Origin of the sequence: Streptomyces sp. adm13(2018), assembly GCF_008042145.1 — a bacterium.
In the GTDB taxonomy this organism is placed as follows: domain Bacteria; phylum Actinomycetota; class Actinomycetes; order Streptomycetales; family Streptomycetaceae; genus Streptomyces.
Map to the genome: position 1 here is coordinate 410,920 of NZ_RDBH01000141.1, position 24,550 is coordinate 435,469.

At 72.4% G+C, this 24,550-nt stretch carries 21 protein-coding genes and 1 pseudogene; 11 read left to right on the forward strand and 11 right to left on the reverse strand.

Annotated elements, in window-relative coordinates; genetic code table 11:
- A partial coding sequence (locus EAO70_RS29975) for a hypothetical protein (protein ID WP_148006589.1) occupies window positions 1-935 on the reverse strand: 935 nt, incomplete at its 3' end.
- Between the two features lie 122 nt (window positions 936-1,057).
- Here EAO70_RS29975 and EAO70_RS29980 point away from each other — a divergent pair.
- Entirely contained in the window at window positions 1,058-1,504 is a 447-nt protein-coding gene (locus tag EAO70_RS29980; protein ID WP_261993117.1) for a hypothetical protein, read from the forward strand.
- A gap of 30 nt (window positions 1,505-1,534) precedes the next feature.
- The gene (locus tag EAO70_RS29985; protein ID WP_148005979.1) at window positions 1,535-2,689 is read left to right on the forward strand and encodes a glycosyltransferase family 39 protein; all 1,155 of its coding nucleotides are present in this window, start codon (window positions 1,535-1,537) and stop codon (window positions 2,687-2,689) included.
- On the opposite strand, the gene EAO70_RS29990 is transcribed toward EAO70_RS29985, so the two are convergent.
- Window positions 2,661-3,047 (reverse strand): DUF192 domain-containing protein, encoded by a 387-nt coding sequence (locus tag EAO70_RS29990; protein ID WP_148005980.1) that lies wholly within the window; start codon window positions 3,045-3,047, stop codon window positions 2,661-2,663. The two genes, EAO70_RS29985 and EAO70_RS29990, sit on opposite strands and share 29 nt — an antisense overlap.
- Window positions 3,048-3,087: 40 nt before the next feature.
- Here EAO70_RS29990 and EAO70_RS29995 point away from each other — a divergent pair, with 40 nt between their 5' ends.
- A complete protein-coding gene (locus EAO70_RS29995; RefSeq protein ID WP_148005981.1) occupies window positions 3,088-3,825 on the forward strand; it encodes a prepilin peptidase in 738 nt (245 codons plus the stop codon).
- 362 nt (window positions 3,826-4,187) lie between these two features.
- On the opposite strand, the gene mgrA is transcribed toward EAO70_RS29995, so the two are convergent.
- Window positions 4,188-5,225, reverse strand: coding sequence for an L-glyceraldehyde 3-phosphate reductase (gene mgrA / locus EAO70_RS30000; protein WP_148005982.1), 1,038 nt, complete (start codon window positions 5,223-5,225; stop codon window positions 4,188-4,190).
- A 128-nt stretch (window positions 5,226-5,353) separates the two neighbouring features.
- Between mgrA and EAO70_RS30005 the strand changes: the two genes are divergently transcribed.
- The 5 genes from EAO70_RS30005 (at window position 5,354) to EAO70_RS30025 (ending at window position 11,179) form a co-directional block, all read left to right on the forward strand.
- Window positions 5,354-6,115 carry an isoprenyl transferase gene (locus tag EAO70_RS30005; protein ID WP_073909796.1) on the forward strand — a complete coding sequence of 254 codons (762 nt, stop codon included), beginning with the start codon at window positions 5,354-5,356 and terminating at the stop codon, window positions 6,113-6,115.
- Between the two features lie 316 nt (window positions 6,116-6,431).
- Window positions 6,432-7,757 (forward strand): PhoH family protein, encoded by a 1,326-nt coding sequence (locus EAO70_RS30010; protein ID WP_148005983.1) that lies wholly within the window; start codon window positions 6,432-6,434, stop codon window positions 7,755-7,757.
- A 376-nt stretch (window positions 7,758-8,133) separates the two neighbouring features.
- Window positions 8,134-8,844: a transglycosylase SLT domain-containing protein gene (locus EAO70_RS30015; RefSeq protein ID WP_148006590.1), complete on the forward strand. Its 711-nt coding sequence runs from the start codon at window positions 8,134-8,136 to the stop codon at window positions 8,842-8,844.
- A 137-nt stretch (window positions 8,845-8,981) separates the two neighbouring features.
- Entirely contained in the window at window positions 8,982-10,463 is a 1,482-nt protein-coding gene (locus EAO70_RS30020; RefSeq protein ID WP_148005984.1) for an AI-2E family transporter, read from the forward strand.
- Window positions 10,460-11,179 carry a hypothetical protein gene (locus tag EAO70_RS30025; protein ID WP_148005985.1) on the forward strand — a complete coding sequence of 240 codons (720 nt, stop codon included), beginning with the start codon at window positions 10,460-10,462 and terminating at the stop codon, window positions 11,177-11,179. Before EAO70_RS30020 ends, EAO70_RS30025 begins: the two co-directional genes overlap by 4 nt.
- 67 nt (window positions 11,180-11,246) lie before the next feature.
- Here EAO70_RS30025 and EAO70_RS30030 read toward each other — a convergent pair whose 3' ends face one another.
- Together EAO70_RS30030 and EAO70_RS30035 are read right to left on the reverse strand one after the other, a co-directional pair.
- The gene (locus EAO70_RS30030) at window positions 11,247-11,786 is read right to left on the reverse strand and encodes an alkyl hydroperoxide reductase (protein ID WP_148005986.1); all 540 of its coding nucleotides are present in this window, start codon (window positions 11,784-11,786) and stop codon (window positions 11,247-11,249) included.
- Window positions 11,787-11,792: 6 nt separating this feature from the next.
- Window positions 11,793-12,347: a peroxiredoxin gene (locus EAO70_RS30035; RefSeq protein ID WP_148005987.1), complete on the reverse strand. Its 555-nt coding sequence runs from the start codon at window positions 12,345-12,347 to the stop codon at window positions 11,793-11,795.
- A gap of 150 nt (window positions 12,348-12,497) precedes the next feature.
- Between EAO70_RS30035 and EAO70_RS30040 the strand changes: the two genes are divergently transcribed.
- On the forward strand, window positions 12,498-13,433 hold the full coding sequence (locus EAO70_RS30040) for a LysR substrate-binding domain-containing protein (RefSeq protein ID WP_261993118.1): 936 nt from the start codon (window positions 12,498-12,500) through the stop codon (window positions 13,431-13,433).
- 153 nt (window positions 13,434-13,586) lie between these two features.
- Here EAO70_RS30040 and EAO70_RS30045 read toward each other — a convergent pair whose 3' ends face one another.
- From EAO70_RS30045 to EAO70_RS30055, 3 genes are read right to left on the reverse strand one after another with little or no spacing between them, the layout of a single operon-like run.
- On the reverse strand, window positions 13,587-15,953 hold the full coding sequence (locus EAO70_RS30045; protein ID WP_148005989.1) for an FtsX-like permease family protein: 2,367 nt from the start codon (window positions 15,951-15,953) through the stop codon (window positions 13,587-13,589).
- Complete coding sequence (locus tag EAO70_RS30050; RefSeq protein WP_148005990.1) at window positions 15,950-16,633, reverse strand: ABC transporter ATP-binding protein; 684 nt, start codon at window positions 16,631-16,633, stop codon at window positions 15,950-15,952. The genes EAO70_RS30045 and EAO70_RS30050 overlap by 4 nt, the downstream gene beginning before the upstream one ends.
- Window positions 16,630-17,154 (reverse strand): PadR family transcriptional regulator, encoded by a 525-nt coding sequence (locus tag EAO70_RS30055; RefSeq protein WP_148005991.1) that lies wholly within the window; start codon window positions 17,152-17,154, stop codon window positions 16,630-16,632. The genes EAO70_RS30050 and EAO70_RS30055 overlap by 4 nt, the downstream gene beginning before the upstream one ends.
- Window positions 17,155-17,433: 279 nt before the next feature.
- On the opposite strand from EAO70_RS30055, the gene EAO70_RS30060 reads away from it, so the two are divergent.
- On the forward strand, window positions 17,434-19,647 hold the full coding sequence (locus EAO70_RS30060; protein ID WP_148005992.1) for a transglycosylase domain-containing protein: 2,214 nt from the start codon (window positions 17,434-17,436) through the stop codon (window positions 19,645-19,647).
- A gap of 93 nt (window positions 19,648-19,740) precedes the next feature.
- On the opposite strand, the gene EAO70_RS30065 is transcribed toward EAO70_RS30060, so the two are convergent.
- The 3 genes from EAO70_RS30065 to EAO70_RS30075 form a co-directional block, all read right to left on the reverse strand.
- Window positions 19,741-21,702, reverse strand: a complete 1,962-nt coding sequence (locus tag EAO70_RS30065) for an ATP-binding SpoIIE family protein phosphatase (RefSeq protein ID WP_148005993.1) — start codon at window positions 21,700-21,702, stop codon at window positions 19,741-19,743.
- Between the two features lie 311 nt (window positions 21,703-22,013).
- Window positions 22,014-22,679 carry a DUF402 domain-containing protein gene (locus EAO70_RS30070; protein ID WP_148005994.1) on the reverse strand — a complete coding sequence of 222 codons (666 nt, stop codon included), beginning with the start codon at window positions 22,677-22,679 and terminating at the stop codon, window positions 22,014-22,016.
- Window positions 22,680-22,768: 89 nt separating this feature from the next.
- Window positions 22,769-24,178 carry a class II fumarate hydratase gene (locus EAO70_RS30075; RefSeq protein WP_148005995.1) on the reverse strand — a complete coding sequence of 470 codons (1,410 nt, stop codon included), beginning with the start codon at window positions 24,176-24,178 and terminating at the stop codon, window positions 22,769-22,771.
- A gap of 234 nt (window positions 24,179-24,412) precedes the next feature.
- On the opposite strand from EAO70_RS30075, the pseudogene EAO70_RS38220 reads away from it, so the two are divergent.
- A pseudogene (locus tag EAO70_RS38220) lies at window positions 24,413-24,550 on the forward strand (lyase family protein); the annotation flags it as partial.

Genomic DNA, 24,550 nt, shown 5'->3' on the forward strand with positions numbered 1-24,550 from the left:
GCCCTGATCACCGCCGTCACTCGGTCGGGGCGGCGGAAGACCTCGCCCGCCGTGAACCGCAGCACCCGGCGCACCTCGCGGCAGGACTGCAGCGCGTTGAAGCGGGCCGCGTCCCGCTCGTGGGCCCGGCGGGTGCCGTGGAACGCGTAGCCCTCGACCTCCACGGCCACGCCCTCCGCGCGGAACAGGAAGTCGGGGCGCAGCGGCGGGCCCGAGGCCGGCCGCAGGACCGGCTGGGACTCGGGGAAGAGGCCCGCGTCCCCCATCCGCAGCCTCGCCACCGTCTCCGCCGGGGAGCCCGAGGACGGCTCGGCCAGCCGCAGCCAGCCGCGGGCGCGGGGCGKTCCGCGCCGTGGCGCCGCGAGTTCGGCGGTGAGCTCCTCGTACCGGACGAGCGCCTCGCGCCGGACCCCCTCGACCGCCCGGCGCGCGAGGGCCGAGTCGGCGACCACCACGGCCTCCTCCCGGCTGCCCGCCGCCCGTATCAGGTCGCCGACCGTCCGCGCCGGTGTCGTGGTCCGCAGGCCGCGCCGCAGTGACCGGTCCGCCGCGGTGAGGAACCTCGTACCGTGGACGCGCACCGGTGTCCCGCCGCCCACCCCCGGGCCGGCCGTCGAGCGACACGGCGCCCGGGCGGTGAACTCCAGTGGCTCCACGCCCACTCCCACGCCCACTCCTGCTCCCAGCCGCTCGATGCGGTGCAGCCGCGCCGCCGTCCCGTGGCTGCACACCCACTCCGGGCGCTGGAGCTGGAGCGCCGTCGCCCGCACCCGCCAGTCCACCTCCTTGCCCGGGGCCGCCCACGCGCCCCGGCAGATCCGCTGCCAGCCGTCCCGGCGCAGCAGGCCGGCCAGCCGCCCCGGCGGCCAGCCCGCCGCGAGCGCCCAGACCGTCAGGAGGACCCCGCCCCGCGCGAGGATCGCCAACTCGTACATACGCCCAACGATCCACGGAAGAGGGACACTTCGCACCCCCTGTGGAAAACCTGCCGAAAGCCGTCGTCAGGAAAGCGCAAAGGGGGCGGGACAAGCCCGCCGGGCAGGAGCATTCTGGACGGATGACGACGACGGGCGACACCCCGGGCGCGGCCCCGAGTCCGCAGACCGCGCGGAGACCGCTGAGCACACACCGCACCCAGACCGTGCAGAGCGCCCAGAGCGCGCAGTTGGTCAGCGATCTCGTCTCCCGGATCCCCGAGTTCCGGGACGTGTACGAGAACCACCTCTTCCATCAGGGCGGCGTGCAGCCGCACGTGTTCTTCTGGGACGTCGTCCAGGACACCGTCCGCTCCTTCCTCGGCGAGTCCCCGTGCGCGACCGACTGGCGCCACACCCTCGCCTTCCTGGAGGAGCAGAGCTGTCGCGGCGTCCTGGGCGTCGACGAGGTGATCGTCACCTCCTTCCTCGGCGACCTGCCCTCGCCGCACGAGCCGGGGCACGCCATCGTCCAGCAGCTCGGTCCGGTCATGGCCGCGAAGTTCGTCCGCATAAGGCCGCGGGGCTGAGCCCTCCGCACCGCCGGGATAATCGGACGCATGTCCCCGCAGTCCCCGCCCGCCCTCACCCGTCCCAGCCGCGCCGCCGGTCTCACCAGCCGCTTCCGCACCCTCGACCCCGCGGTCCTCGCCGTCGGCGGGTACGCCCTCACCCGCCTGGTCGGCCTCGTGGTCCTGGCGATCGCCTCCGCCGCCACCGGCGAGGACGGGCTGCACCGGCTCAAGGGCCGCTGGGACTCCGTCTGGTACGTGCGGATAGCCGAGAACGGCTACGGGTACCAGTCCACCCTGCCGAACGGGGACGTCCACCCCGACCTGGCGTTCTTCCCGCTCTTCCCGGCCCTGGAGCGCGGGCTCTCCGCCGTCCTCCCGCTGGACGCGGCCGGTGCCGGGCTGCTCGTCTCCTGGACCGCCGGGCTCGCCGCCGCCTGGGGCATCCACCGCTGCGGGGAGCACGCCTTCGGTCCCCGGACCGGCGTGCTGCTCGCCGTCCTCTGGGGCGTGTACCCGACCGCGTTCGTCCAGTCGATGGCGTACACGGAGACGCTGTTCACCGCCCTGGCCGCCTGGTCGCTCCTCGCGGTCCTGCGCGGGCGCTGGATCCTGGCCGGCGTCCTGTGCGCGGCCGCCGGGCTCACCCGTCCGACGGCCGTCGCGCTGATCGCCGCCCTCGGGGTGACCGCCCTCACGGCACTCGTACGGGACCGGCGGCTGCCCGCGCGGACGCTCCTCGGAGTCCTGATCGCGCCGCTCGGCTGGCTCGGGTACATCGCGTACGTCGGCGTCCGCCAGAACAGCGCCACCGCCTACTTCGAGGTCCAGGCCGCCTGGGGCAACTCCATCGACGGCGGGGTCGCCCTCGCCCGGTTCATCGCCGGTCTGCCCTGGCCCGCGGCCCTCGGCCTCTGCGCGGCACTGGCGCTGCTCGGCCGGCTGGTCGTCCTCTGCGTGCGGCAGCGACAGCCGCTGCCGCTGCTCGTCTACACGGTCGGGGTGGTGGGCGTCTCCCTGGTCGGCGCCGCGTACTTCGGCTCCCGGCCGCGACTGATGATGCCCGCGTTCGGACTGCTGCTCCCGCCCGCCGCGGCCCTCGCTCGGCTTCGGGTCAGGACCGCCGTCCCGGTGCTCGCCGGGCTCGCCCTCGCCTCCGCCGGGTACGGGGCCTTCACGCTCCTGGGGCCGGGCCCGCCGTGACGCCGCCGGCCGTCTCCACGCGCACGCGTACCCCCGGCCGCAGCCCCCAGCCGGCCATCGCGCCCGCCTCCGCCTCCAGGACGTGCCGACCGCGCGGCCGGATCATCCCGAGCCGTCCCGGCCGCATCGTGACGACGGACCGGACCGTGAACGAGCCGTCGAGATACGCCACGTCGATCGGGAACCGCATCCCGAAGGTGTGGACGCTGTTCGTCCGCACGATGAGCATCGCCCCCGCGATCCCGTCCCGTCCCAGCAGCCCCCGCCGCCGTGCCCGGTACGAGGCCGCCACCTCCAGCCCCACCGGCGCCCCGGAACCGACCGTCAGCGTCCCCGTGCCGTCCGCCCATTTCCCCATGCGCCAGACCGTAGCGGTCCACCGCCCCTAGGGTCGGTCCGTGTACGTCACGACGATCACCCTCGCCGCCCTCTGGGGCGCCGCCGTCGGGCTGCTCGTGCCGCGCGCCGCGTACCGGCTCTCCGTGGCACCCGAGGAGCCGTGGCGGGACCGCTGCCCCGCCGGGCACGCGCTCGCGGGGCCCGCGCGCGGCTGGCTCGGCGGGCCGGGACGGCAGGACTGCGCGACGCCCGGCGGGCCCTTCACCGCGCCCCTGCTGACCGCGCTGGCCTGCGCCGCGCTGGCCGCCGCCACCGGCGGCCCCCGGCCCGAGCTCGCGGTCTGGCTGCTCGGCGCGCCCTTCGCCGTCGTCCTCGCCAGCGTCGACGCGCGCGTGGGCCGGCTTCCCGACGTCCTCACCCTGCCGCTGGCGGCCGCCGTGCCGCTGCTCCTGGGGCTCGCCGCACTCCTCCCGTACGCCATGGGCTCCTGGATCCACAGCGTGCTCGGCGCGCTCGTCCTCGGCGGCGCCTACCGGCTGCTCCACGAGATCAACCGCGACGGTTTCGGGCTCGGCGACGCCAAGCTGGCGATGCCGCTGGGCGCGGCCCTCGGGTGGTACGGCTGGGACGTCCTGTTCTTCGGGGCCTTCGCCGGGTTCCTGCTGGGGTCGGTGTACGGGATCGGGCTCATGGTCCTGCGCCGCGCCGACCGCTCCGCGGCGATCCCGTTCGGGCCCTTCATGCTCGCGGGCGGGCTGCTGGGGCTCCTCCTCGGCGCGTTCACCGCGCTGCCCTGAGGGCCCGGTGGCCGCCCGGGGCCGCTCCGCGGCGGTCGTTACGTCAACGCGGCGCCCGGTCCGGGCGGTCCCTCGTGGGAGGGACGGAAGTCCGCCGCCGCGCCGGGGCGCAAACCCGCCACGAGGGCCAGAATCCCTTGTCCCGACTGGGATCCGGGGAATTCGCCGGGGTTCGTTCGGCGTTCGTGGCGCGCAAGACGACTAACGAAGGGTTATGGTGGAAACCCCCCCTCGGGCCGGTCCGTATCCCCCCCACGGACCGGCCCGTTTTTCTTGCCCCGGACACCGGCCGGGACCCGCGCCCGGACACCGGCAGGGCCCGCCCCGGATCCCCTCGGGGCCGTCCCGTCACCGGGGAGGCGTCAGCCCCGCCCGGCCCAGATGTTCGTGCCCTGGGTGTCCACGGCGAAGGAGTCGATCTCCACCAGCTCGTCGGCGGTCAGCGGCGCGGCCGCGAGGGCGGCCACGTTCTCCTCCAGCTGGGCGACGCTGGACGCGCCGATCAGCGCCGAGGTCATCCGCTCGTCGCGCAGCACCCACGACAGCGCCAGCTGCGCCAGCGACTGCCCGCGCCGGCCCGCGATCTCCGCGAGGCCGTGCAGCCGCCGCAGCACCTCGTCGGAGAGCAGGTTCGGGTCGAGGGACTTGCCCTGGGTGGCCCGCGAGCCCTCCGGGATGCCCTTCAGGTACTTGTCGGTGAGCAGCCCCTGCGCCAGCGGCACGAAGGAGATGCAGCCCATCCCGGCCGTCTCCAGGGTGTCGAGGAGGCCGTCCTCCTCGGTCCACCGGTTGATCATGGAGTACGAGGGCTGGTGGATGAGCGGACGGACGCCCATCTCGTTGAGGATCCGCGCGGCCTCGGCGGTCTGCTCGCTGTTGTAGGAGGAGACCCCCACGTAGAGCGCCTTGCCCTGCTGGACGGCGGAGGCCAGGGCCCCCATCGTCTCCTCCAGCGGGGTGTGCGGGTCGAAGCGGTGCGAGTAGAAGATGTCGACGTGGTCGAGGCCCATCCGGTTCAGGGAGGCGTCGAGCGAGGACAGCAGGTACTTGCGGGAGCCCCACTCGCCGTACGGGCCGGGGTGCATCTCGTACCCGGCCTTGGTGGAGATGATCAGCTCGTCGCGGTAGGGCGCGAAGTCCTGGGCGAAGAGCTTGCCGAAGTTCAGCTCGGCGGAGCCGGGCGGCGGCCCGTAGTTGTTCGCCAGGTCGAAGTGGGTGACGCCGAGGTCGAAGGCCCGGCGCAGGATCGCGCGCTGGGTGTCGAGGGCGCGGTCGTCGCCGAAGTTGTGCCAGAGGCCGAGGGAGATGGCGGGGAGCTTGAGACCGCTGCGGCCCGAACGGCGGTACTCCATGGAGTCGTAGCGGTCCGCTGCGGCGCGGTACAGGGGGGAATCAGTCACGTATCTCTGCTTATCACGGACTTGTGACCGTCCCGGGCTGGGAGCCTGTCGCCCGTGCGCAGTAGTGTGGCGGCTTGCGGACCGCCGCGGTACGGCGGGCCTGCCGCTGCATGGAGAGGTAAAGAACAGTGAACCTGCGCGACCTGGTGTACGGGCTCTACGCACGCCGGGTGGAAGGCCGCCTCGACCATGACCAGGTGCCCAAGCACATCGGGGTCATCCTCGACGGGAACCGCCGCTGGGCCAAGGCCTCCGGCGGGACGCCCGAGCAGGGCCACAAGGCCGGCGCGGACAAGATCCAGGAGCTGCTCGGCTGGTGCGCCGAGACGGACGTCGAGGTCGTCACGCTCTGGATGCTCTCCACGGACAACCTGAACCGGCCCGAGGAGCAGCTCGTCCCGCTGCTCGGCATCATCGAGAACGCCGTGCGCGCGCTGGCCGCCGACGGCCGCTGGCGCGTCCACCACGTCGGCACGATGGACCTGCTGCCCGCCCGTACCCAGTCGGTGCTCAAGGAGGCCGAGCAGTCCACCCACGACAACACGGGGATACTCGTGAACGTGGCCGTGGGCTACGGCGGCCGGCAGGAGATCGCGGACGCGGTCCGCTCGCTGCTCCTGGAGCACGCGGAGCGCGGCACGAGCTTCGAGGAGCTCGCCGAGATCGTCGACGTCGAGCACATCTCGGAGCACCTCTACACCCGCGGCCAGCCCGACCCGGACCTGGTGATCCGCACCAGCGGCGAGCAGCGGCTGTCCGGGTTCATGCTGTGGCAGAGCGCCCATTCGGAGTACTACTTCTGCGAGGTCCACTGGCCGGCCTTCCGCAAGGTCGACTTCCTGCGGGCGTTGCGCGACTACGCCGCGCGGCACCGGCGCTACGGGACCTGATCCCCGGATCCGGACGGGCCCGGCGGGGCCCGTGGACCCGGTCGGAACCGATCACCTCGTGTTCACGAACACGTCGTCATGTGCCCTGGCATGGCGGAGCCCGTTCGAGGGCATATCCCTGGTGAAGTGAGCGGCACGGAGACCGCCACCCGGGAGGCCCCTTGCACCAGGACGACCGTGCGGGACACGTACGGGAGAAGCGGAGGGCCGTGGTTCGGCCCGTGCACGGCGGCCCGAACCCGGTCCCAATCCGCAGCGACACCGGTTCCGTCGCACCCCGACCTCACAGGGGTCTTCCAAGGGGGTCTGTCCATCCGTGGTGACCAGCACGAAGCGCCGCCTTTCCGACCGGCGCACCTATGTTCTCGACACCAGCGTCCTGCTGGCCGACCCCAACGCCATGTCGCGCTTCGAGGAGCACGAGGTCGTGCTCCCGATCGTCGTGGTGACGGAGCTTGAGGCCAAGCGGCACCATCCCGAGCTCGGCTACTTCGCCCGGCAGGCCCTGCGCCTCCTGGACGACTTCCGGATCCGGTACGGACGCCTCGACGCCCCGCTCCCCGTGGGAGACCTGGGCGGCACCCTGCGTGTCGAACTCAACCATTCCGACCCCGGCATCCTGCCCGCCGGCTACAGGTTGGGGGACAACGACTCACGGATCCTCGCGGTCGCGCGCAACCTCCAGGCGGAGGGGTACGACGTCACGGTCGTCTCCAAGGACCTGCCGCTGCGCATCAAGGCCTCCTCGGTCGGACTCCTCGCCGAGGAGTACCGGGCCGAGCTGGCCATCACGGACGCCAACGGCTGGACCGGGATGTCCGAGCTGGCGCTCTCCGGCGAGCAGGTCGACCTGCTCTACGACCAGGAGTCGCTGTACGTGCCGGAGGCCGCGGAGCTTCCGGTCCACACCGGGCTGGTTCTCCAGTCCGAGCGGGGCAAGGCGCTCGGCCGGGTCACCGCCGAGGGGAACGTGCGGCTGGTCCGCGGCGACCGGGAGGCCTTCGGGCTCCGCGGCCGCAGCGCCGAGCAGCGGATCGCGCTGGACCTCCTCCTCGACCCGGACGTCGGCATCCTCTCCATGGGCGGACGGGCCGGCACCGGAAAGTCCGCGCTCGCGCTCTGCGCGGGCCTGGAGGCGGTCCTGGAGCGCCGTCAGCACCAGAAGGTGATGGTCTTCCGTCCGCTGTACGCGGTCGGCGGCCAGGAGCTCGGCTACCTGCCGGGCAGCGAGGCGGAGAAGATGAGCCCCTGGGCTCAGGCCGTCTTCGACACGCTGTCCTCGGTCGCGAGCCGTGAGGTGGTGGAGGAGGTCCTCGGCCGCGGAATGCTGGAGGTCCTGCCGCTCACCCACATCCGCGGCCGTTCGCTCCACGACGCGTTCGTCATCGTGGACGAGGCCCAGTCCCTGGAGCGGAACGTCCTGTTGACCGTTCTGTCCCGGATCGGGGCGAATTCGCGGGTCGTTCTGACCCATGACGTCGCCCAGCGCGACAACCTCAGGGTCGGCCGGTACGACGGAGTCGTCGCCGTGGTCGAGAAACTGAAGGGGCATCCGCTCTTCGCCCACGTCACCCTCACCCGCTCCGAGCGCTCCCAGATCGCGGCGCTCGTCACGGAGATGCTGGAGGACGGTCAGATCTGACCCGATTCGTATGGGTCCGTACCCGTACGGAAGTTGGCGCCGCCCGGCAGAGCGCAGGAGCTTAGCCGGGCGGCGCCCCCATGTCCGCCCAATCCTCGAAAACACCTGCCGCCACCCAGGTGTGAGCTTTCACACGCAACGCAGAATTGCCTTGCGGTGTCGCCGTCCGGCAGAGTCTTGCTTCCGTCAGGCCCCGCATACGGCACCCGTGCACCTTCAGGCGCACCAGCACCACATAACTCCACAGTCGTTCGCCGTATGCCGCCCACAGCACCACGGGCCCGTGTCTTCTGTGACCGTGTACGTCGAAGACCAGCGCCAGGGGCACGATTTCGGCCGCGTGGTCACCTGTGCGGGCGTGCTGGAAGGAAACCGTGTGAGCCGGATCTCGGTCCGGGGATTCGCGGTGGCTTCGGCCACTGCGGTCACCACCGTCGGCGCCGTCATGGGCGTTGCGTCGGGTAACGCCGCTCAGTCCTCGGACGACAACTTCGAGGCCACCGCGGCCGACACCACGCTGCTCGCGGACATCCCCGTGGGCGAACAGGCCCAGGTACAGGTCTCGTCCCTCTCGGAGCAGGCCGACGTCCAGGCCGCCGCTGCCGACTCCCTCGCCAAGAAGTCCGCGGAGGAGACGGCCCGTCTCCGCGCCGCCAAGGACGCCGAGGCGAAGAAGGAGGCGGCCGACAAGGTCGCCGCCGAGGAGAAGGCCGCGAAGGAGCGCAAGGAGGCCGAGGAGCGCGCCAACCGGTCCGCCGTCCGCGACGCCGCGTCCTTCAGCGCGCAGGGCTCGTACTCCGTGTCCGAGGTCAAGGCGATCGCCCGCCAGATGATCCCGGCCGGGCAGTTCCAGTGCTTCAGCAACATCGTGGACCACGAGTCCACCTGGAACTACAAGGCCACCAACCCGGGTTCGGGCGCCTACGGTCTCGTCCAGGCACTCCCGGGCAACAAGATGGCCAGCGCGGGCGCCGACTGGCAGACCAACCCGGCCACCCAGATCAAGTGGGGCCTGAACTACATGAACAGCCGCTACGGCAGCCCCTGCGGCGCCTGGTCGTTCTGGCAGTCCCACCGCTGGTACTAGAACGGCGCGCTCAACGTCCGGGAGCCCCCCACCGTCCTACGGTGGGGGGCTCCCGCGTGTAGTTTCACAACTCCACGGATTCCCGGGGGAACGGTGGGGAACGAGTGGAGAAAAGCGAGCGGGGGGAAGAGGAAGCGATGTCGAGAGTGCCAGGGTGGCTGGGACGGCTGGGCGCGAGCCTGAGCCGCATGGGTGAACGCCTCGACGAGCGGCGGGCCGAGGCGGAACGCGACGATCCGCTGGACCCGTCGTACGAGGAACCGCAGCCGCGGCGAAAAGCCGTCGGGGCCTCCGCGGGCGGCACCCGCACCGGGACCGCGGACCCGGACACCGATCCGGACACCGCCGCGCCCCTCTCGGACCCGGGCGCCCCGGCCTCCGTGCCCGCACCCCCCTCGTACCCCGACGTCGCCGCCCGGCCCGACCCCGTCGCCTCGATCCCGTGGGGCATGCGGGTCGCCGCCGAGGCCAGCTGGCGCCTGCTCGTCTTCGCCGGGACCGTCTGGGTGCTGATGAAGGTGATCAGCTCCGTCCAGCTGGTCGTCCTCGCCTTCGTCGCCGCGCTGCTCATCACCGCCCTGCTCCAGCCCACCGTGGCCATGCTGCGCAGACGGGGGCTGCCCCGCGGGCTCGCGACCGCCGTGACCGCCGTCTCCGGCTTCGTGGTGATGGGCCTGGTCGGCTGGTTCGTGGTGTGGCAGGTGATGGACAACATCGACAACCTGACCGGCCAGGTCACGGACGGCATCGACGAGCTCAAGCGCTGGGCGCTGGACAGCCCGTTCCACGTGACCGAGCGCCAGATCAACGAGATCGCGAAGAACCTCAGCGACACCATCGGCGCCAACGCCGAGCAGATCACCTCCGTGGGACTCCAGGGCGTCGCCGTCTTCGTCGAGGCGATGACCGGCATCCTGCTCGCCATGTTCTCGACGCTCTTCCTGCTGTACGACGGGCGGAAGGTCTGGGAGTGGACGCTCAAGCTGGTGCCCGCCCAGGCCCGGCCCGGCGTCGCCGGCGCGGGGCCGCGCGCCTGGCGCACCCTCACCGCCTATGTGCGCGGCACGGTGCTGGTCGCCCTCATCGACGCGGTCTTCATCGGTCTCGGGCTCTGGTTCCTCGAAGTGCCGATGGCCGTGCCGCTGGCCGTCTTCATCTTCCTCTTCGCGTTCATCCCGCTGGTCGGCGCGGTCGTCTCCGGCGCCCTCGCCGTCGTCGTCGCCCTGGTCACCAACGGCCCGTTCACCGCGCTCATGGTGCTCGTCGTCGTCCTCGCCGTGCAGCAGATCGAGGGCCACGTCCTCCAGCCCTTCATCCTCGGGCGTGCGGTGCGGGTCCACCCGCTGGCCGTCGTCCTCGCGGTCGCGGCCGGCGGCCTGACCGCCGGCATCGGCGGCGCCGTGGCCGCGGTCCCGCTGGTCGCCGTCGTCAACACGGTGGTCGGCTACCTCCGCGCGTACAGCAGGGAGCAGGCCCTCCGTAGCGCCCCGGAGCCCCGTGGGGCGACCGCCCACGAGGTGGCGCCGACCCCGGCCCCCGGGACGCTCGCGAACAAGGCCGCGGACAAGGCGGAGAAGGCCGCGGACGAGGCCGCGGACCAGGGGGAGCAGCGTCCGTGATCTCGGAGCCCGAACTCGACGGGGACCTGTCGTACGAGAGCTCCGAGGTGCTGACGGAGGAGAAGCCCCGGCGCGCGCCGGGCCCCCGCCGTCCGTGGCTGTGGGCGGTCGGCGGCGCGGTGCTGGCCTCGGCGGTGTGGGGCGGGGTCCTCTACGCCTCCGCGCAGCGCGAGGAGCCGGGTCCGGACCTCGGCGGGTACCTGCCCGCGGCGGGCGAGATGGAACTCTGCAAGCGCGCGGAGCTCAAGGCGCTGGGCACGATCCTGGGCAAGCGGTCCGTGGACGGCTACGGACCGCTGATGGACGACCCGGCGGTCAGCGAGGGCACCTGCTCGGCCGGCTTCGGCCCGGAGAACGCCGGTCAGACCGTCGAGGTGACGTACACCCTGCACAAGGTGATCGACCCCGGGCACGAGTTCGAGGCCAGGGCCCGGCAGGCCGGTGCCCTGCGGAGGATCGACGGGATCGGCGAGCAGGCCTGGTTCGACGACTCGAGCGGGCAGGGCGGGACGCTCCGGGTCCTCGACGGCCAGGCCGAGATCACGTTGCAGCTGTTCTGGCAGGTTCCCCACGACGAGAACGGGAATCCGGTCCGCGGCGCCGTCGAGGAGCCCGACCTGTCCGGGATCGACGTCCCGATGTCCCAGGACGCGCTCGCCCTCATGGCCCGGCTCAAGAAGCACTCCGCGCAGGACGTGACCGCGCCGGGGGCATGATCCCCCGGACACGGCGAAAGGGCCCCGGGGCACGCAGCCCCGGGGCCCTTCTCCGTACCGTGACGCCCTATTCGGCGGAGGCGAGGACCGCTTCCGCGTCAAGGGTGACGCCGACCGCCTGGATCACCGCGGCGATCTTGACGGCCTCCTGGATCGTGGCGCGGTCGACACCGGCCTGGCGCAGGACCTGCTCGTGCGAGTCGAGGCACTGGCCGCAGCCGTTGATCGCGGACACCGCCAGCGACCACAGCTCGAAGTCGACCTTCTCGACGCCCGGGTTGCCGATGACGTTCATCCGCAGACCGGCGCGCATCGTCCCGTACTCGGGGTCCGACAGCAGGTGCCGGGTCCGGTAGAAGACGTTGTTCATCGCCATGATCGCGGCGGCGGACTTGGCCGCCTGGTACGCCTCGGGCTTCAGGTTGGCCTGGGCCTCGGGCTCCAGCTCCCTGAGGACCTTCGGCGAGCGCGAGGCGATCGCGCAGGCGAGGACGGTGCCCCAGAGCTGCTGCTGGGGCAGCTCGCTGTTGCCGATGACCGAACCGAGGTTCAGCTTCAGGTCCTTGGCGAAGTCCGGTATAGCGGACTTCAGTTCGTCGAGAGCCATGTCAGATCACTCGCCCGACAGGAGCGCGGCGGCGTCGAGGGTGCCCTCGCCCTTGTTCCAGTTGCAGGGGCACAGCTCGTCGGTCTGCAGGGCGTCGAGGACCCGCAGGACCTCCTTGGGGTTACGGCCGACGGAGCCGGCGGTCACCATGGTGAACTGGATCTCGTTGTTCGGGTCGACGATGAAGACGGCGCGCTGCGCGAAGCCGTCCGAGCCGCGGACGCCGCAGTCGCTCATGAGCTCGTGCTTCGAGTCGGCCAGCATCGGGAAGGGCAGGTCACGCAGGTCGGCGTGGTCCTTGCGCCAGGCGTGGTGGACGAACTCGGAGTCGCCGGAGACGCCGAGGATCTGGGCGTCGCGGTCCGCGAACTCGTCGTTCAGCTTGCCGAACGCGGCGATCTCGGTGGGGCAGACGAAGGTGAAGTCCTTCGGCCAGAAGAACACCACGCGCCACTTGCCCTCGTAGGCCTTGTGGTCGATCTGCTCGAACTCCTTGCCGCTCTCCAGCGACACGCAGGCGGTCAGGTCGTAGGTGGGGAACTTGTCACCGACAGTGAGCACGCGCTCTCCTTGCGAACGGGAAGGGTCCCTTTTGAGGTCTTCCGTGGGGGTTGGACGGCTCACAGCATGGCACGGAGTGCATTGATCAGTGAAATAGCTAGAGTGGGTCGTGTTGATCGAAGGTGGTTATCAGTGATCCCGGCACGACGTGTGAAACAACCCAGCCTGTCCCAGCTCAGAGCCTTCGCGGCGGTGGCCGAGCACCTGCACTTCCGCGACGCGGCCGCCGCCATCGGGATGAGCCAGCCCGCCCTCTCGGGCGCGGTTTCGGCACTCGAAGAGGCACTCGGTGTCCAGCTCCTCGAGCGTACGACGCGGAAGGTGCTGCTCTCGCCGGCGGGGGAGCGGCTCGCCGTCCGCGCCCGGGGGGTCCTCGACGCGGTGTCGGAGCTGATGGAGGAGGCGGAGGCGGCCCAGGCCCCGTTCACCGGGGTGCTGCGGCTCGGGGTGATCCCGACGGTCGCCCCCTACCTGCTGCCGACGGTGCTGCGGCTGGTCCACCGCCGCTACCCGGACCTCGACCTCCAGGTCCACGAGGAGCAGACCTCCTCCCTGCTGGAGGGGCTGGCGGCCGGACGGCTCGACCTGCTGCTGCTCGCCGTACCCCTCGGCGTCCCCGGGGTCACCGAACTGCCGCTCTTCGACGAGGACTTCGTCCTGGTCACCCCGCAGGGCCACCCGCTGGCCGGCCGGGACGACATCCCGCGCGAGGCCCTCAGGGAACTGCGCCTGCTGCTCCTCGACGAGGGGCACTGCCTGCGCGACCAGGCGCTCGACATCTGCCGCGAGGCCGGGCGCGCGGACGGCGCCGAGGTCACCACCACCGCGGCGGGGCTCTCCACCCTGGTGCAGCTGGTGGCCGGGGGGCTGGGGGTGACCCTGCTTCCGCGCACCGCGGTCACGGTCGAGACCGCCCGCAACAACGCCCTGTGGACCGGGCTCTTCACCGAACCGGCGCCCGCCCGGCGGATCGCCCTCGCGATGCGGACGGGCGCGGCCCGGCACGCCGAGTTCGAGGAACTCGCGGCGGAACTGCGGGGCGCGATGCGCGGACTGCCGGTACGGGTGCTGGACGGCGGGTCCTGAGGGCCGGTACGGGGAGGGCGGTCGACGGCGGGTCCTGAGGGCCGGTACGGGGAGGGCGGCGGCTCTTTGAAACCCCCGGGCGCGGCGGGCGGCGGCTCCTGAGACCCCCCGGTGTCAGGAACCGCCGCCCTTCTCGTACATCCGCCCGGAGGGTTACTCCGTGCGCAGCCCGTCCGCCCGCATCAGGCGCCACAGGAAGGGCATGCTCAGCAGCGTCACGGCCGCGATCAGGCCGAGACCGATCCCGACGACGGGCAGGAAGACCCACCAGTCCTGGACCCGCTGACCGCCCATCGCCAGCAGGACGACCCCCAGGCCGGTCCCGCCCACGACGGACAGGATCAGGCCGACGGTGATCGGCACCGCCGTCTGCCAGAGCACCGACCAGCTCAGGGTCGAGCGCCGGGTGCCGAAGGCGACCAGCGAGGAGAGCAGCCGCCTGCGGTCCCTGAGCTGCTCCAGGGTCGCGACCAGCAGGGAGGCCGCCACCAGCAGCATCGTCAGGGTGGAGCCGACCAGGATGCCGGTGCGGACGCTGCCGAACGCGGCGTCCCGCTCGGTCTCCGCGAGGGTGCGGACCCAGGACGTCGGGTCGATCTTCTCCGCCGTGTTCCGCACGTGGTCGGCGGCGTCGGGCACGGCGGGATCGAGCCGGACCATGGTCTGGGCGTCGGGAGCGTCGAGCCGGGCGGCGTCGATCGCCGACGGGGTGGCGAGGACCCCGTACTGGTGCATCCCCGTCGGGTCGGGGCGGGAGTCCACGACCCGCGCCGTGGCGGGGATGCGCCACTGCGGCGGCGGGCCGCCCTCGGCGCGCTGCGGCGCGCTCGGGTGAGGGTCACGCAGCGCGACCAGGGCGCCGGGCCGTACCGCCCTGGTGACGAAGGAGTCGGGCGGGGAGCCCTGGGCGCCGTGCGCCAGGAGGACGAACACGTCCCCGTCCTTGCAGGAGGGCAGCCTGGCGAACTCGGCGAGGGAGGCGCAGTCGCCGACCCTGAGCGAGCTCATCGGGGTGTACTCCTCGCCCTTGCCGAGGGGGCCGGACCGCCACACGTGCGACTCGACGATGCCCACGACGTCCCGGACGCCCTCGGTCCGCTCGAACCGGGCGATCGTCTCCCGTGCCGCGCCGGCCGACCCGGCGTCGACCCCGACGACGATCGCCGCGCGGGACACGTCCTGGCCCGTGCCCTGGGTGAAGTCGTTCTCCATCGCCTGGAAGAGCATCTGGAGCGCGATCGCCCCCGTGGCCGCGACGACGATGCCGCTGACGGCGCGGGCCGCCGTGCCGCTGCTCAGCTGGAGCCGCCGGACGGCCAGCTGCCAGGCCACCGGGCCCGCGTGCAGCCGCTTCACCCCGGCCTCCACGAGCCACGGGAGCAGCGTCGTCAGGCCGATCAGGGCGAGGGTGGTGCCGGCCGCCACACCCACGGTGTCGATGCTCGCCTCGGTCACCTGCACCTCGCCCCGGAGCGGGACGAGGAGGGCCGCGCCCGCCGCGAGGAGCAGCAGGCGCCACCAGAGGCGCCGGCGGCGGGGGGTGGAGGTCCGGACCACCCCGAGCGGCTCGACGATCACCCCGCGCATGGCGAAGAGGGTGACCACCACGGAGGAGACCGGGACGGCGACGAGGGCGAGCGCGGCGAGCGCGGGCATCGGCACGACGTCGCCGGGATAGGCGTTGACGTCCCAGATGGTGAACGCCCCGGCGAACCGGCGGGCCACCGCGAACAGTCCGAGGCCCACGAGGAGCCCGAGCAGCGAGCCCGCGAGGGACTCGCCGGCCGCGATCCGCCGGATCATGGCGGTGTCGGCGCCGACCAGACGGAGCGCCGCGAGGCGCCGGTCGCGCTGCTCCCCGCCGAAGCGGACGGCGGTGGCGATGAAGACCAGCACCGGCAGCAGCAGGACGACGCAGGCGACGACGACGAGCAGGATCAGGAACGCGTTCATCGGCTCCTCGGGCACCGACCAGCCGTAGCGGACGCCGCGCCCGTCGAAGTTGTCGGTGGTGAGGAAGCCGACGTGGGCGACGTACCGCAGCTCGGCGGGGCCGATGAGGCCGGCCGGCCCGATGGTCCCGCCGATCCGGTAGGGGAGGCGTTCCCTGAGGAGGGCGCCCTCGGGGGAGTCGAGCAGCTCGCGGAGCGCGGGGGAGACCAGCATCTCGCCGCGCGCGGGGAACGCCGCCGCGCCCGGTGGGACCGGCGGGCGGTCGCCCTCCGGTCGCAGCAGCAGGCCGCTGACGATGTCGTCGCGGTAGACCGTGGTCCTGCCGAGGTGGAGGAAGGAGTCGGGGCGCGGCGCGTCCACCGTTCCGCTGCCGTCGACGGCGCGGACGGACTCGCGGACCTCCCGCTGGAAGAGCATGTTCGGCAGGGAGGCGGCGAGCAGCAGCAGGGCCACGCCGAAGCCGACCCCGGTCGCGGTCAGCAGGGTGCGCAGGCGGCCCGAGCGGCCTCCGGCGACCGAGAACCGCGCGCCGAGCGCCAGGTCGCGGAGCCGGGTGCGGAGCGTCATGCCGCCCACTCCGCGTCGCGCACGGCACCGTCGCGTACGACGATCTCGCGGTCCGAGTAGGCGGCGACGCGGGCCTCGTGGGTGACGAGGACGACGGCGGCGCCGGTGTCCCGGGAGGCGTCGGTGAGGAGCCGCATGACCCGCTCGCCGTTGAGGGAGTCGAGGGCGCCGGTCGGCTCGTCCGCGAAGATCACCCGCGGGGCGGTGACGAGCGCGCGGGCGACGGCGACGCGCTGGCCCTGGCCGCCGGATATCTCGCCGGGGCGCTTGTGCGCGGTGTCGTCGACCTCCAGGCGGGCCAGCCACTCGGTGGCCCGTGCCTCGGCGGACCTGCGCTTCTCGCCGTTGAGGCGGAGGGGGAGGGCCACGTTCTCCACGCAGGTCAGCTCGGGGACGAGCTGGCCGAACTGGAAGACGAAGCCGAAGTCGGTGCGGCGCAGGGAGCTGCGGGCCGTGTCGGACAGGGCGGTCAGCTCGCGTCCGTCGTAGGTGATGGTGCCCGCGTCGGGGCGCACGATCCCGGCGAGGCAGTGCAGCAGGGTCGACTTGCCGGAGCCCGAGGGCCCCATGACGGCCACGACCTCGCCGGCCCGGAGCGCGAAGGAGGCGCCGGCCAGTGCCGTGGTGGGGCCGTACGCCTTGTCGAGGCCGGTGGCCGTGAGGAGCGGGGTGGAGCTCATCGGCGGACCTCCTCGGCGAGCCGGTCGAGGCGGGCGGCGGTCAGCTCCAGCCAGCGCAGGTCCGCCTCCAGGTGGAAGAGGGCGTGGTCGCAGATGAGCTGGTCGGCGAGGTCGCCGTCCCGCTTGCGCCGGGTCAGCTCGCGCATCAGGCGCAGGTGCTCGGCGCGCTGGGTGTCGAGGAGCCCGGCGGCGCCGCGGCCGGTGAGCAGGGCCAGGACGACCTTGGTGTAGAGCGTCGACTGGAGGTACGGCTCGGGCTTCTCGGGGGTGGCCAGCCACTGGGCGACATCGGTGATGCCCGCCTCGGTGATGGCGTACCGCTTCCGCTCCGGGCCGCCGCCCGCCTCGATGCCGTCGACGACGACGAGGCCGTTCTTCAGGAGCCGGGACATGGTCGAGTAGACCTGGCCGTAGTGCAGCGGCCGGTCGTGGCCGAACTTCTCGTCGAAGGCGCGCTTGAGGTCGTAACCGTGGCGCGGGCCGGACTCCAGGAGTCCCAGGAGGGTGTGACCGATGGACATGGGCGTCACTGTACACGGGGTGTATACCCTCGATGTATAGCTGCCCGTCACATGCCGGAAAGACCCCGCCACAAAGCGGAACCATCCCCTCACGCAACCATCGGCCCCGTCCGAGCGTCGGTTCCTCTGGGCATGGGTGCTGATTCTCACGTCCGGAAAAGGCGTGATCGGTTGTCCTTTGTCTGCATCGTCGGTGTTAGCTGGCTAGCTGACCCGATCCGGCGCGGGGACACGGGCCGAGGCACGCCGGGACACACGACGAGCGGAGCGACACGACACATGGGCGGACCGGACAAGAGCAAGGCGAAGAAACGCGGCCTGCGCCGCCTCTTCACCTGGAAGAAGCTCCTGGGCACCTTCTTCGTGCTCTGCCTGCTCGTCATGGGCGCCCTGTACGTCGTCTACCTCATGGTCCCGGTGCCGACGGCCAACGCCGAGGCGACGATGCAGAGCAACATCTACAAGTACTCCAACGGCAAGGTCCTCGCCCGCACCGGCCGGATCAACCGCGAGATCGTCGGCCTCGACCGGATCCCCGCACAGGTCCAGAAGGCCTTCGTCGCCGCGGAGAACAAGACCTTCTACAAGGACAACGGCGTCGACATCAAGGGCACCACGCGCGCCGCCTGGTCCACCGTCACCGGCAAGGGCAAGCAGGGTGGTTCCACCATCACCCAGCAGTACGTCAAGAACTTCTACCTGAGCCAGGACCAGACCGCGACGCGCAAGCTCAAGGAGATGGTCATCGCCATCAAGGTCGACCGGCAGTCGACCAAGAGCGAGATCCTCGCCGGGTACATGAACACCAGCTACTACGGCCGCAGCGCCTACGGCATACAGGCGGCGGCCCGCTCGTACTACGGCGTCGACGCCACCCGCCTCACCACCGCCCAGGGCGCCTACCTCGCCTCCCTGCTCCAGGCGCCCAACCAGTACGACTGGACCTCCGCCAGCAGCACCGGCCGCAAGCTCGTCGAGGAGCGCTGGAACTACGTCCTCGACAACATGGTCGGCGAGGGCTGGCTCTCCCCGTCCGAGCGGGCCGGCATGAAGTTCCCCGTCCCGCAGAAGCCCAGGCCGCTCCCCGGCATGGAGGGCCAGACCGGCTACATCGTCGAGGCCGCCAACCAGGAGCTGATGCGCCAGGGCGTCAGCGAGGAGGACATCAAGGCCGGCGGCTGGACCATCACCCTCTCCATCGACGAGAAGCGGCAGAAGGCCCTCGTCAAGGCCGTCGACCGGCAGCTGGAGGCCAAGCTCGACCGCAAGGGCGACAAGAAGGACGCCACCGTCCAGGCGGGCGCCACCTCCGTCGACCCCAGGACCGGCGACGTCGTCGCCCTGTACGGCGGCGTCGGCGCCACCGAGCACTGGACGTCCAACGCGACCCGCCGCGACTACCAGCCCGCCTCCACCTTCAAGCCGATCGTCCTCGCCTCCGCCCTCGACAACCGCTCCGTCACCCAGGACGGACGCGAGATCGCCCTCGGCACGGTCTACGACGGCACCAGCAAGCGCCCGGTCGTCGGCAGCGACATCCCCTTCGCCCCGGAGAACGAGGACAACCGGAGCTACGGCCCCGTCACCGTCCAGAGGGGCACCAACAGCTCGATCAACTCCGTCTTCGCGCAGATGATCGTCGACGTCGGCGCCGGCCGCACCAAGGAGACCGCCCTCGCCCTCGGCATGAAGGACGGCGCGGACTTCGGCGCGACCCCCGCCATGTCCCTCGGCACCATGGGCGCCTCCACGATGGATATGGCCGGTGTCTACGCCACCCTCGACAACCACGGCAAGAAGGTCACCCCGACCCTCGTGAAGGCCGCCGCGCACCGGGACCGCACGCTCTCCCCCGCCAAGGGCATCGGCGGGCAGGTCATCAGCCGCAAGGCCGCCGACACCGTCACCAAGGCCATGACGGGCGTCGTCCAGAACGGCTCCGGCTTCCGTGCCGCCGGCGACTACGAGGCCGCCGGCAAGACCGGCACCTCCGAGAACAACCGTTCCGCCTGGTTCGTCGGCTACACCCCCGAACTCGTCACCGCCGTCGGACTCTTCGGCGAGGACGCCAAGGGCAACCAGGTCACCCTCACCAACACCATCAACCAGGGCCGCGCCAACGGCGGCCGCACGCCGGCCCAGATCTGGGGCGACTACACCGAGCGCGCCCTCAACGGCGGCTCCGACGCCTCCTTCGACCTGGAGACCGAGGGCGCGGGCGACATCGGCCCGGACCCGACGCCCACCGGCAGCACCGAGCCCACCGAGAAGCCGACCGAGGAGCCCACGGAGGAGCCGACGACGCGGTCCCCGGACCCGACGCCCCCGCCGACCTCCACGGCCACCACGCCGGCCGAGCCGACGCGCGACCCGGCCACGACGCCGCCGGAGCCCACGACGGCCCCGCCGGTCACCGACGAGCCGTCCCCGCCGCCGTCCATCGAACCGCCCGACCCGGGCGCCAGCGAGGACACCGACGGCCCGCGGCGATAGCGCGCCGGGGCACGCACGACACGGAAGGGCCGGACCCCCGAGGGGGCCCGGCCCTTCCGCATGTTGTCAGGGGCTACGAACGGCCCGACGCCGCTACGAGTGGCTCGGCGTGGCCAGTTCGAACCAGACGACCTTGCCGCCCGAGAGCCGGGTCGCCCCCCACCGCCGCGCCAGCCGGTTCACCAGGAACAGGCCGCGCCCGCCCTCGTCGGTGTCCCGCGCCCGCCGCTGCCTCGGCAGCTGCGGCGAGTCGTCGCCGACCTCGCAGCGCAGCACGTCCGTCCGCAGCAGCCGCAGCGTCACCGGCCGCTCCGCGTACCGCACGGCGTTGGTCACCACCTCGCTGATCAGCAGTTCGACCGAGTCCGTCAGCTCCTCCAGGTCCCAGCGCGCGAGCGCCCGCCGGGCGAGCCGCCGGGCCCGCCCCGGAGCCGCGTCCTCCGGATCCAGGAACCAGTACGCCACGTCGCTCGGCGCGATCCCGTCGAACCGCGCCGCCAGCAGCGCGATGTCGTCGTCCCGGTCGCCGGGCCCCAGCATGTCCAGGACGTCGTCGCAGAGCGCCTCCAGCGGCGGCGAGTGGTCCGGCCCGGTCAGCTGCGCCGTCGCCGCGAGGCGCTCCCGCAGCTGCTCGATGCCGGTCCACACGTCCCGCAGCCGGGACTCGACCAGACCGTCCGTGTACAGCAGCAGCGTGGCACCGGCCGGAGCGTCCAGCTCGACCGCCTCGAAGTCCACCCCGCCCACCCCGATCGGGGCGCCCGGAGGCACCCGCAGCACCTCGGCACGGCCGCCCAGATGCAGCAGTATCGGCGGCGGATGGCCCGCGTTCGCCACGGTGATCCGGTGCGAGACCGGGTCGTACACCGCGTACATGCAGGTAGCCATCCGGTTCTCGCCCAGCCGCTGCGCCTGCTCGTCCAGATGGTGCAGGACCTCCTGCGGCGGCAGGTCGAGCCCCGCCAGGGTCTGCGCGGTCGTCCGCAGCTGGCCCATGATCGCCGCCGAGGTCATCGAATGGCCCATGACGTCGCCGACGACCAGCGCCACCCGGCTGCCGGGCAGCGGGATCGCGTCGTACCAGTCGCCGCCCACCCGCGCCGTCTCGGCCGCCGGCAGATAGCGCGAGGCGAGCTTGACGCCGGTCGGCTGCGGCAGCGAGTCCGGCAGCATCGTCCGCTGGAGCTCGTCCGCGATGTACGCCTCACGCCCGTACAGGACGGCCTTGTCGATGCCGAGCGCCGTGTGCGTGGCCAACTGCGCCGCGACGAGCAGGTCGTTCGGCTCGAAACCGGCCCGCTCCGGCCGCCGCAGGAACACGGCGGCGCCGATCACCCGGCGCCGCCCGCGCAGCGGCGCGAGCACCGCCCGCAGCCCGCCGGGCAGCGGATGGTCCGGGCCGAGCAGCTCGGTCAGCGCGGTCTTGGCGGCCGCGGAGTCGCCGAACACCGGCCGCACCCCGCGCAGCACCTCGGCCAGCGCCCCACCGGACCGCACCTCGCAGAGTTCGGCCGCGGGGGTCGGATCCGGATCGGGTACGAGCACGAGCTCCTCGCCCTCCAGATCGCTTAACCGCAGCCGGTCCGTCCGGCGCAGCCGCAGCACGAACGGCGCCACCGGCCGCTCGTCGCCCACCGGCAGCGGGTCGCGGAGGTACACCAGGATCTCGTCGGAGAAGGTCGGCACGGTCGCCCGGCACAGGCCGAGCACGATCTCGTCCAGGTCGATGCCGCGCGCGATCCGCCGGGTCGCCGCCCCGACGAACCGGAGCTTCTCGCCCTCGCGCCGCGCGACGGTGTCCCCGCCGCGGCCGCCGCCCGGGAGCTGCGCCGACACGGCGAGGGCCATCGTCCCGGCACCGCCGGGCAGGGCGGCCGGCGGAGGCGCGGGCGCGTCCGCGACGGGGCCGGCGGCGGCCGGGACCACCGGCCCGCCGGGCTGTGCGGGCACGTCGGAGGGCAGGCCGGCGGCCGCCTCCTGGCGAGGGCGAGCGCGTTCCTGCGGCCGGGCAGCCAGGGGCTGCCGGCCTTCGTGGGAGGTGGGATGCTCCGTCACGCGTGGGGTTCCGTCCGTCCGGGCCGGTGGTGCGATGCACTCGCTCTTCTCGCCGATGCCGCGCCTTCGACGGGGCTAAACCCCTTGTGCGCGACGGATCTGCGGGCTTCGCGAGCGGCGGCACCAGCGGGGGTCGGAACACCCGGGCAGACGTCCGGCACTGCTCTCCCCCTCGTGGATGACTTCTGGTCAGGTCCTGCGCTGCGTTCGGTCGTTGGTGTGCCGCTCGGGCGGTCTGACGTGCCGTCCGCTCCGCCTCTGCCGTGCGGAGGACGATCCTACGTTTGAACCCCGGGGGCGCATCAAGGGTCTCACGGTGCCGTGTGCGCCGGAGTGCGGTCCCAGTCGGCCGGCAGCTCCGGCACGCGCCATCCCGGATCCGGCCGCCAGTCCTCCCAGCCGTCCGAGAACGGCGCCCCCCACGCCCTGATGCGGTCCACCGCCCGCCGCCCGGCCTCGCGCACCAGGGCGGCCTGCTCAGGGCCCATCAGCCCGGAGCGCTGCGCCTGCGCGAACTCGTCCTCGTCCCGCCACAGCCAGCTGCGGTCGGGGTAGACGGAGATGTCGAGGAAGTGGTCCTCGGAGTCGAAGCCGCCGGACCACCGGACCCGGGGCTCCTCCAAGTTCACGTACCAGCTGCGGAAGCGCCAGCCGCGCTCCCAGAACAGCCACACCGACCAGGGCTCGCCGGGTCTCGCCAGCATCAGGACGCCGCTGCCGGACCACCGCGCGCGCTCCGTGGTGCGCGGCGCGGTGTAGCGGGTGGCGAGCGGCTCCTCGTGGACGGGCGTGCCGTCGGCGAGGACCGGGCGGACGCACTCGGTGCCGGGGGCCATCCAGACCGCGAGGAGATCGGGCGTGTCCTGCACGACCGTCACCGGCCGGCAGATGTGCACCTCTCCGGTGCCGTTGCCGCGGTAGCGCCAGAGGATGTGCTCCCCCGGCGCCCAATGCTGGGAGCCGACCGATCCTGTCATGCGCAGATCTTAGGGGCGCGCTCCCACGCCCGCAGCGGCCTGGATCACGGATGAGTCACCGGTTTACGCGGGACACGCGCGCGGGACCCTCACGGGCGGGTCATCCGCAGCACGTCCAGGGCCTCGTCCAGCTGCTCCACGGTCAGGTCGCCGCGCTCCACGTACCCGGAGTCCAGCACCACCTCGCGGATGGTCCTCCGCTCGGCCAGCGACCTCTTCGCGACCTTGGCGGCCTCCTCGTACCCGATGTACTTGTTCAGCGGGGTGACCACGGACGGCGAGGACTCGGCGTACTCGCGGGCCCGCTCGGCGTTGGCCGTGATCCCGTCGACCGTGCGGTCGGCGAGCAGCCGGGACGCGTTGGCGAGGAGCCGGACGGACTCCAGGAGGTTCTTGGCCATCACCGGGAGCATCACGTTGAGCTCGAAGTTCCCGGCCGCGCCCGCCACCGCCACCGTGGTGTCGTTTCCGGTCACCTGCGCGGCGACCATCAGGACCGCCTCGGGGATCACCGGGTTGACCTTGCCCGGCATGATCGACGAGCCCGGCTGGAGGTCCGGGAGGTTGATCTCGGCGAGGCCGGTGCGGGGGCCGCTGGCCATCCAGCGCAGATCGTTGGAGATCTTGGTGAGGGAGACCGCGATCGTCCGGAGCTGCCCGGACGTCTCCACCAGGGCGTCCCGGGCGCCCTGCGCCTCGAAGTGGTCGCGGGCCTCGGTCAGCGGCAGGCCGGTCGTGCGGGCGACCTCCGCGATGACGGCCGCGGAGAACCCGGCCGGCGTGTTGATGCCGGTGCCCACCGCCGTACCGCCCAGCGGGAGTTCGGCGAGCCGGGGGAGCGCCGACCGCAGCCGCTCGACACCGTACGTGACCTGCGCCGCGTAGCCGCCGAACTCCTGGCCGAGGGTGACCGGGGTGGCGTCCATGAGGTGCGTACGGCCGGACTTCACCACCGACGCGAATTCGGCCGATTTTCGCCCGAGGGAGGCGGCCAGGTGCTCCAGGGCCGGGATCAGGTCGCGGGTGACCGCGCCGGTGGCCGCGATGTGGATGGAGGACGGGAAGACGTCGTTGGAGGACTGCGAGGCGTTCACGTGGTCGTTGGGGTGCACCTCGCGGCCCTCGGGCAGCCGCTCGCTCGCCAGCGTGGCGATCACCTCGTTGGTGTTCATGTTGGACGAGGTGCCGGAGCCGGTCTGGAAGACGTCCACCGGGAAGTGCTCGTCCCAGCGTCCCTCGGCGACCTCGGCGGCCGCGGAGGCGATCGCCTCGGCGCGGTCCCCGTCGATCACGCCGAGCTCGGCGTTGACCCGGGCGGCGGCGGCCTTGATCAGGGCGAGGGCCTCGATGTGGGCGCGCTCCAGGCGCTGCCCGGAGACCGGGAAGTTCTCCACGGCCCGCTGGGTCTGGGCCCGCCACTTGGCGTGCGCGGGCACCCGCACCTCGCCCATCGAGTCGTGTTCGATCCGGTGGCCGCCGGCCTGGTCTGTGTCGTTCATGTTCCTCAACCTCCTATAAAAGATGAGCACTTGTCTTGTTCGATGTATTCCCATCGGGGGTACCGGCCAGTAAAAACCGTGGGTAACCCCACTTCCAGGAGGCGCAATGACGCGCACCAGGTACAGACTCCGGTGGCCCATGGCCGTCGTCACCGCGGCCGCCGCCGCGCTCGGCACGATGACCGCCGCCGCCCCCGCCGGAGCGGCCCCGAGGTCGCCGAGGGACGCTGGGACGAGCACTTCCCGGTGGACGTCTTCCAGACCGGCTCCGGCACCTCGTCCAACATGAACACCAACGAGGTGATCGCCACGCTGGCGAGCGAGCGGCTGCCCGAGGGCCGCGAGGTGCACCCCAACGACCACGTGAACGCC

Excerpts from the sequence above, each read along its gene's own strand:
- EAO70_RS29985 (WP_148005979.1), top strand. The coding sequence starts at position 1,535 with ATGTCCCCGCAGTCCCCGCCCGCCCTCACCCGTCCCAGCCGCGCCGCC.
- EAO70_RS30070 (WP_148005994.1), bottom strand. The coding sequence starts at position 22,679 with ATGACAGGATCGGTCGGCTCCCAGCATTGGGCGCCGGGGGAGCACATC.
- EAO70_RS30030 (WP_148005986.1), bottom strand. The coding sequence starts at position 11,786 with ATGGCTCTCGACGAACTGAAGTCCGCTATACCGGACTTCGCCAAGGAC.
- EAO70_RS30045 (WP_148005989.1), bottom strand. The coding sequence starts at position 15,953 with ATGACGCTCCGCACCCGGCTCCGCGACCTGGCGCTCGGCGCGCGGTTC.
- EAO70_RS29980 (WP_261993117.1), top strand. The coding sequence starts at position 1,058 with ATGACGACGACGGGCGACACCCCGGGCGCGGCCCCGAGTCCGCAGACC.
- EAO70_RS30055 (WP_148005991.1), bottom strand. The coding sequence starts at position 17,154 with ATGTCCATCGGTCACACCCTCCTGGGACTCCTGGAGTCCGGCCCGCGC.
- EAO70_RS30060 (WP_148005992.1), top strand. The coding sequence starts at position 17,434 with ATGGGCGGACCGGACAAGAGCAAGGCGAAGAAACGCGGCCTGCGCCGC.
- EAO70_RS30075 (WP_148005995.1), bottom strand. The coding sequence starts at position 24,178 with ATGAACGACACAGACCAGGCCGGCGGCCACCGGATCGAACACGACTCG.
- EAO70_RS30050 (WP_148005990.1), bottom strand. The coding sequence starts at position 16,633 with ATGAGCTCCACCCCGCTCCTCACGGCCACCGGCCTCGACAAGGCGTAC.
- EAO70_RS29990 (WP_148005980.1), bottom strand. The coding sequence starts at position 3,047 with ATGGGGAAATGGGCGGACGGCACGGGGACGCTGACGGTCGGTTCCGGG.
- EAO70_RS30020 (WP_148005984.1), top strand. The coding sequence starts at position 8,982 with ATGTCGAGAGTGCCAGGGTGGCTGGGACGGCTGGGCGCGAGCCTGAGC.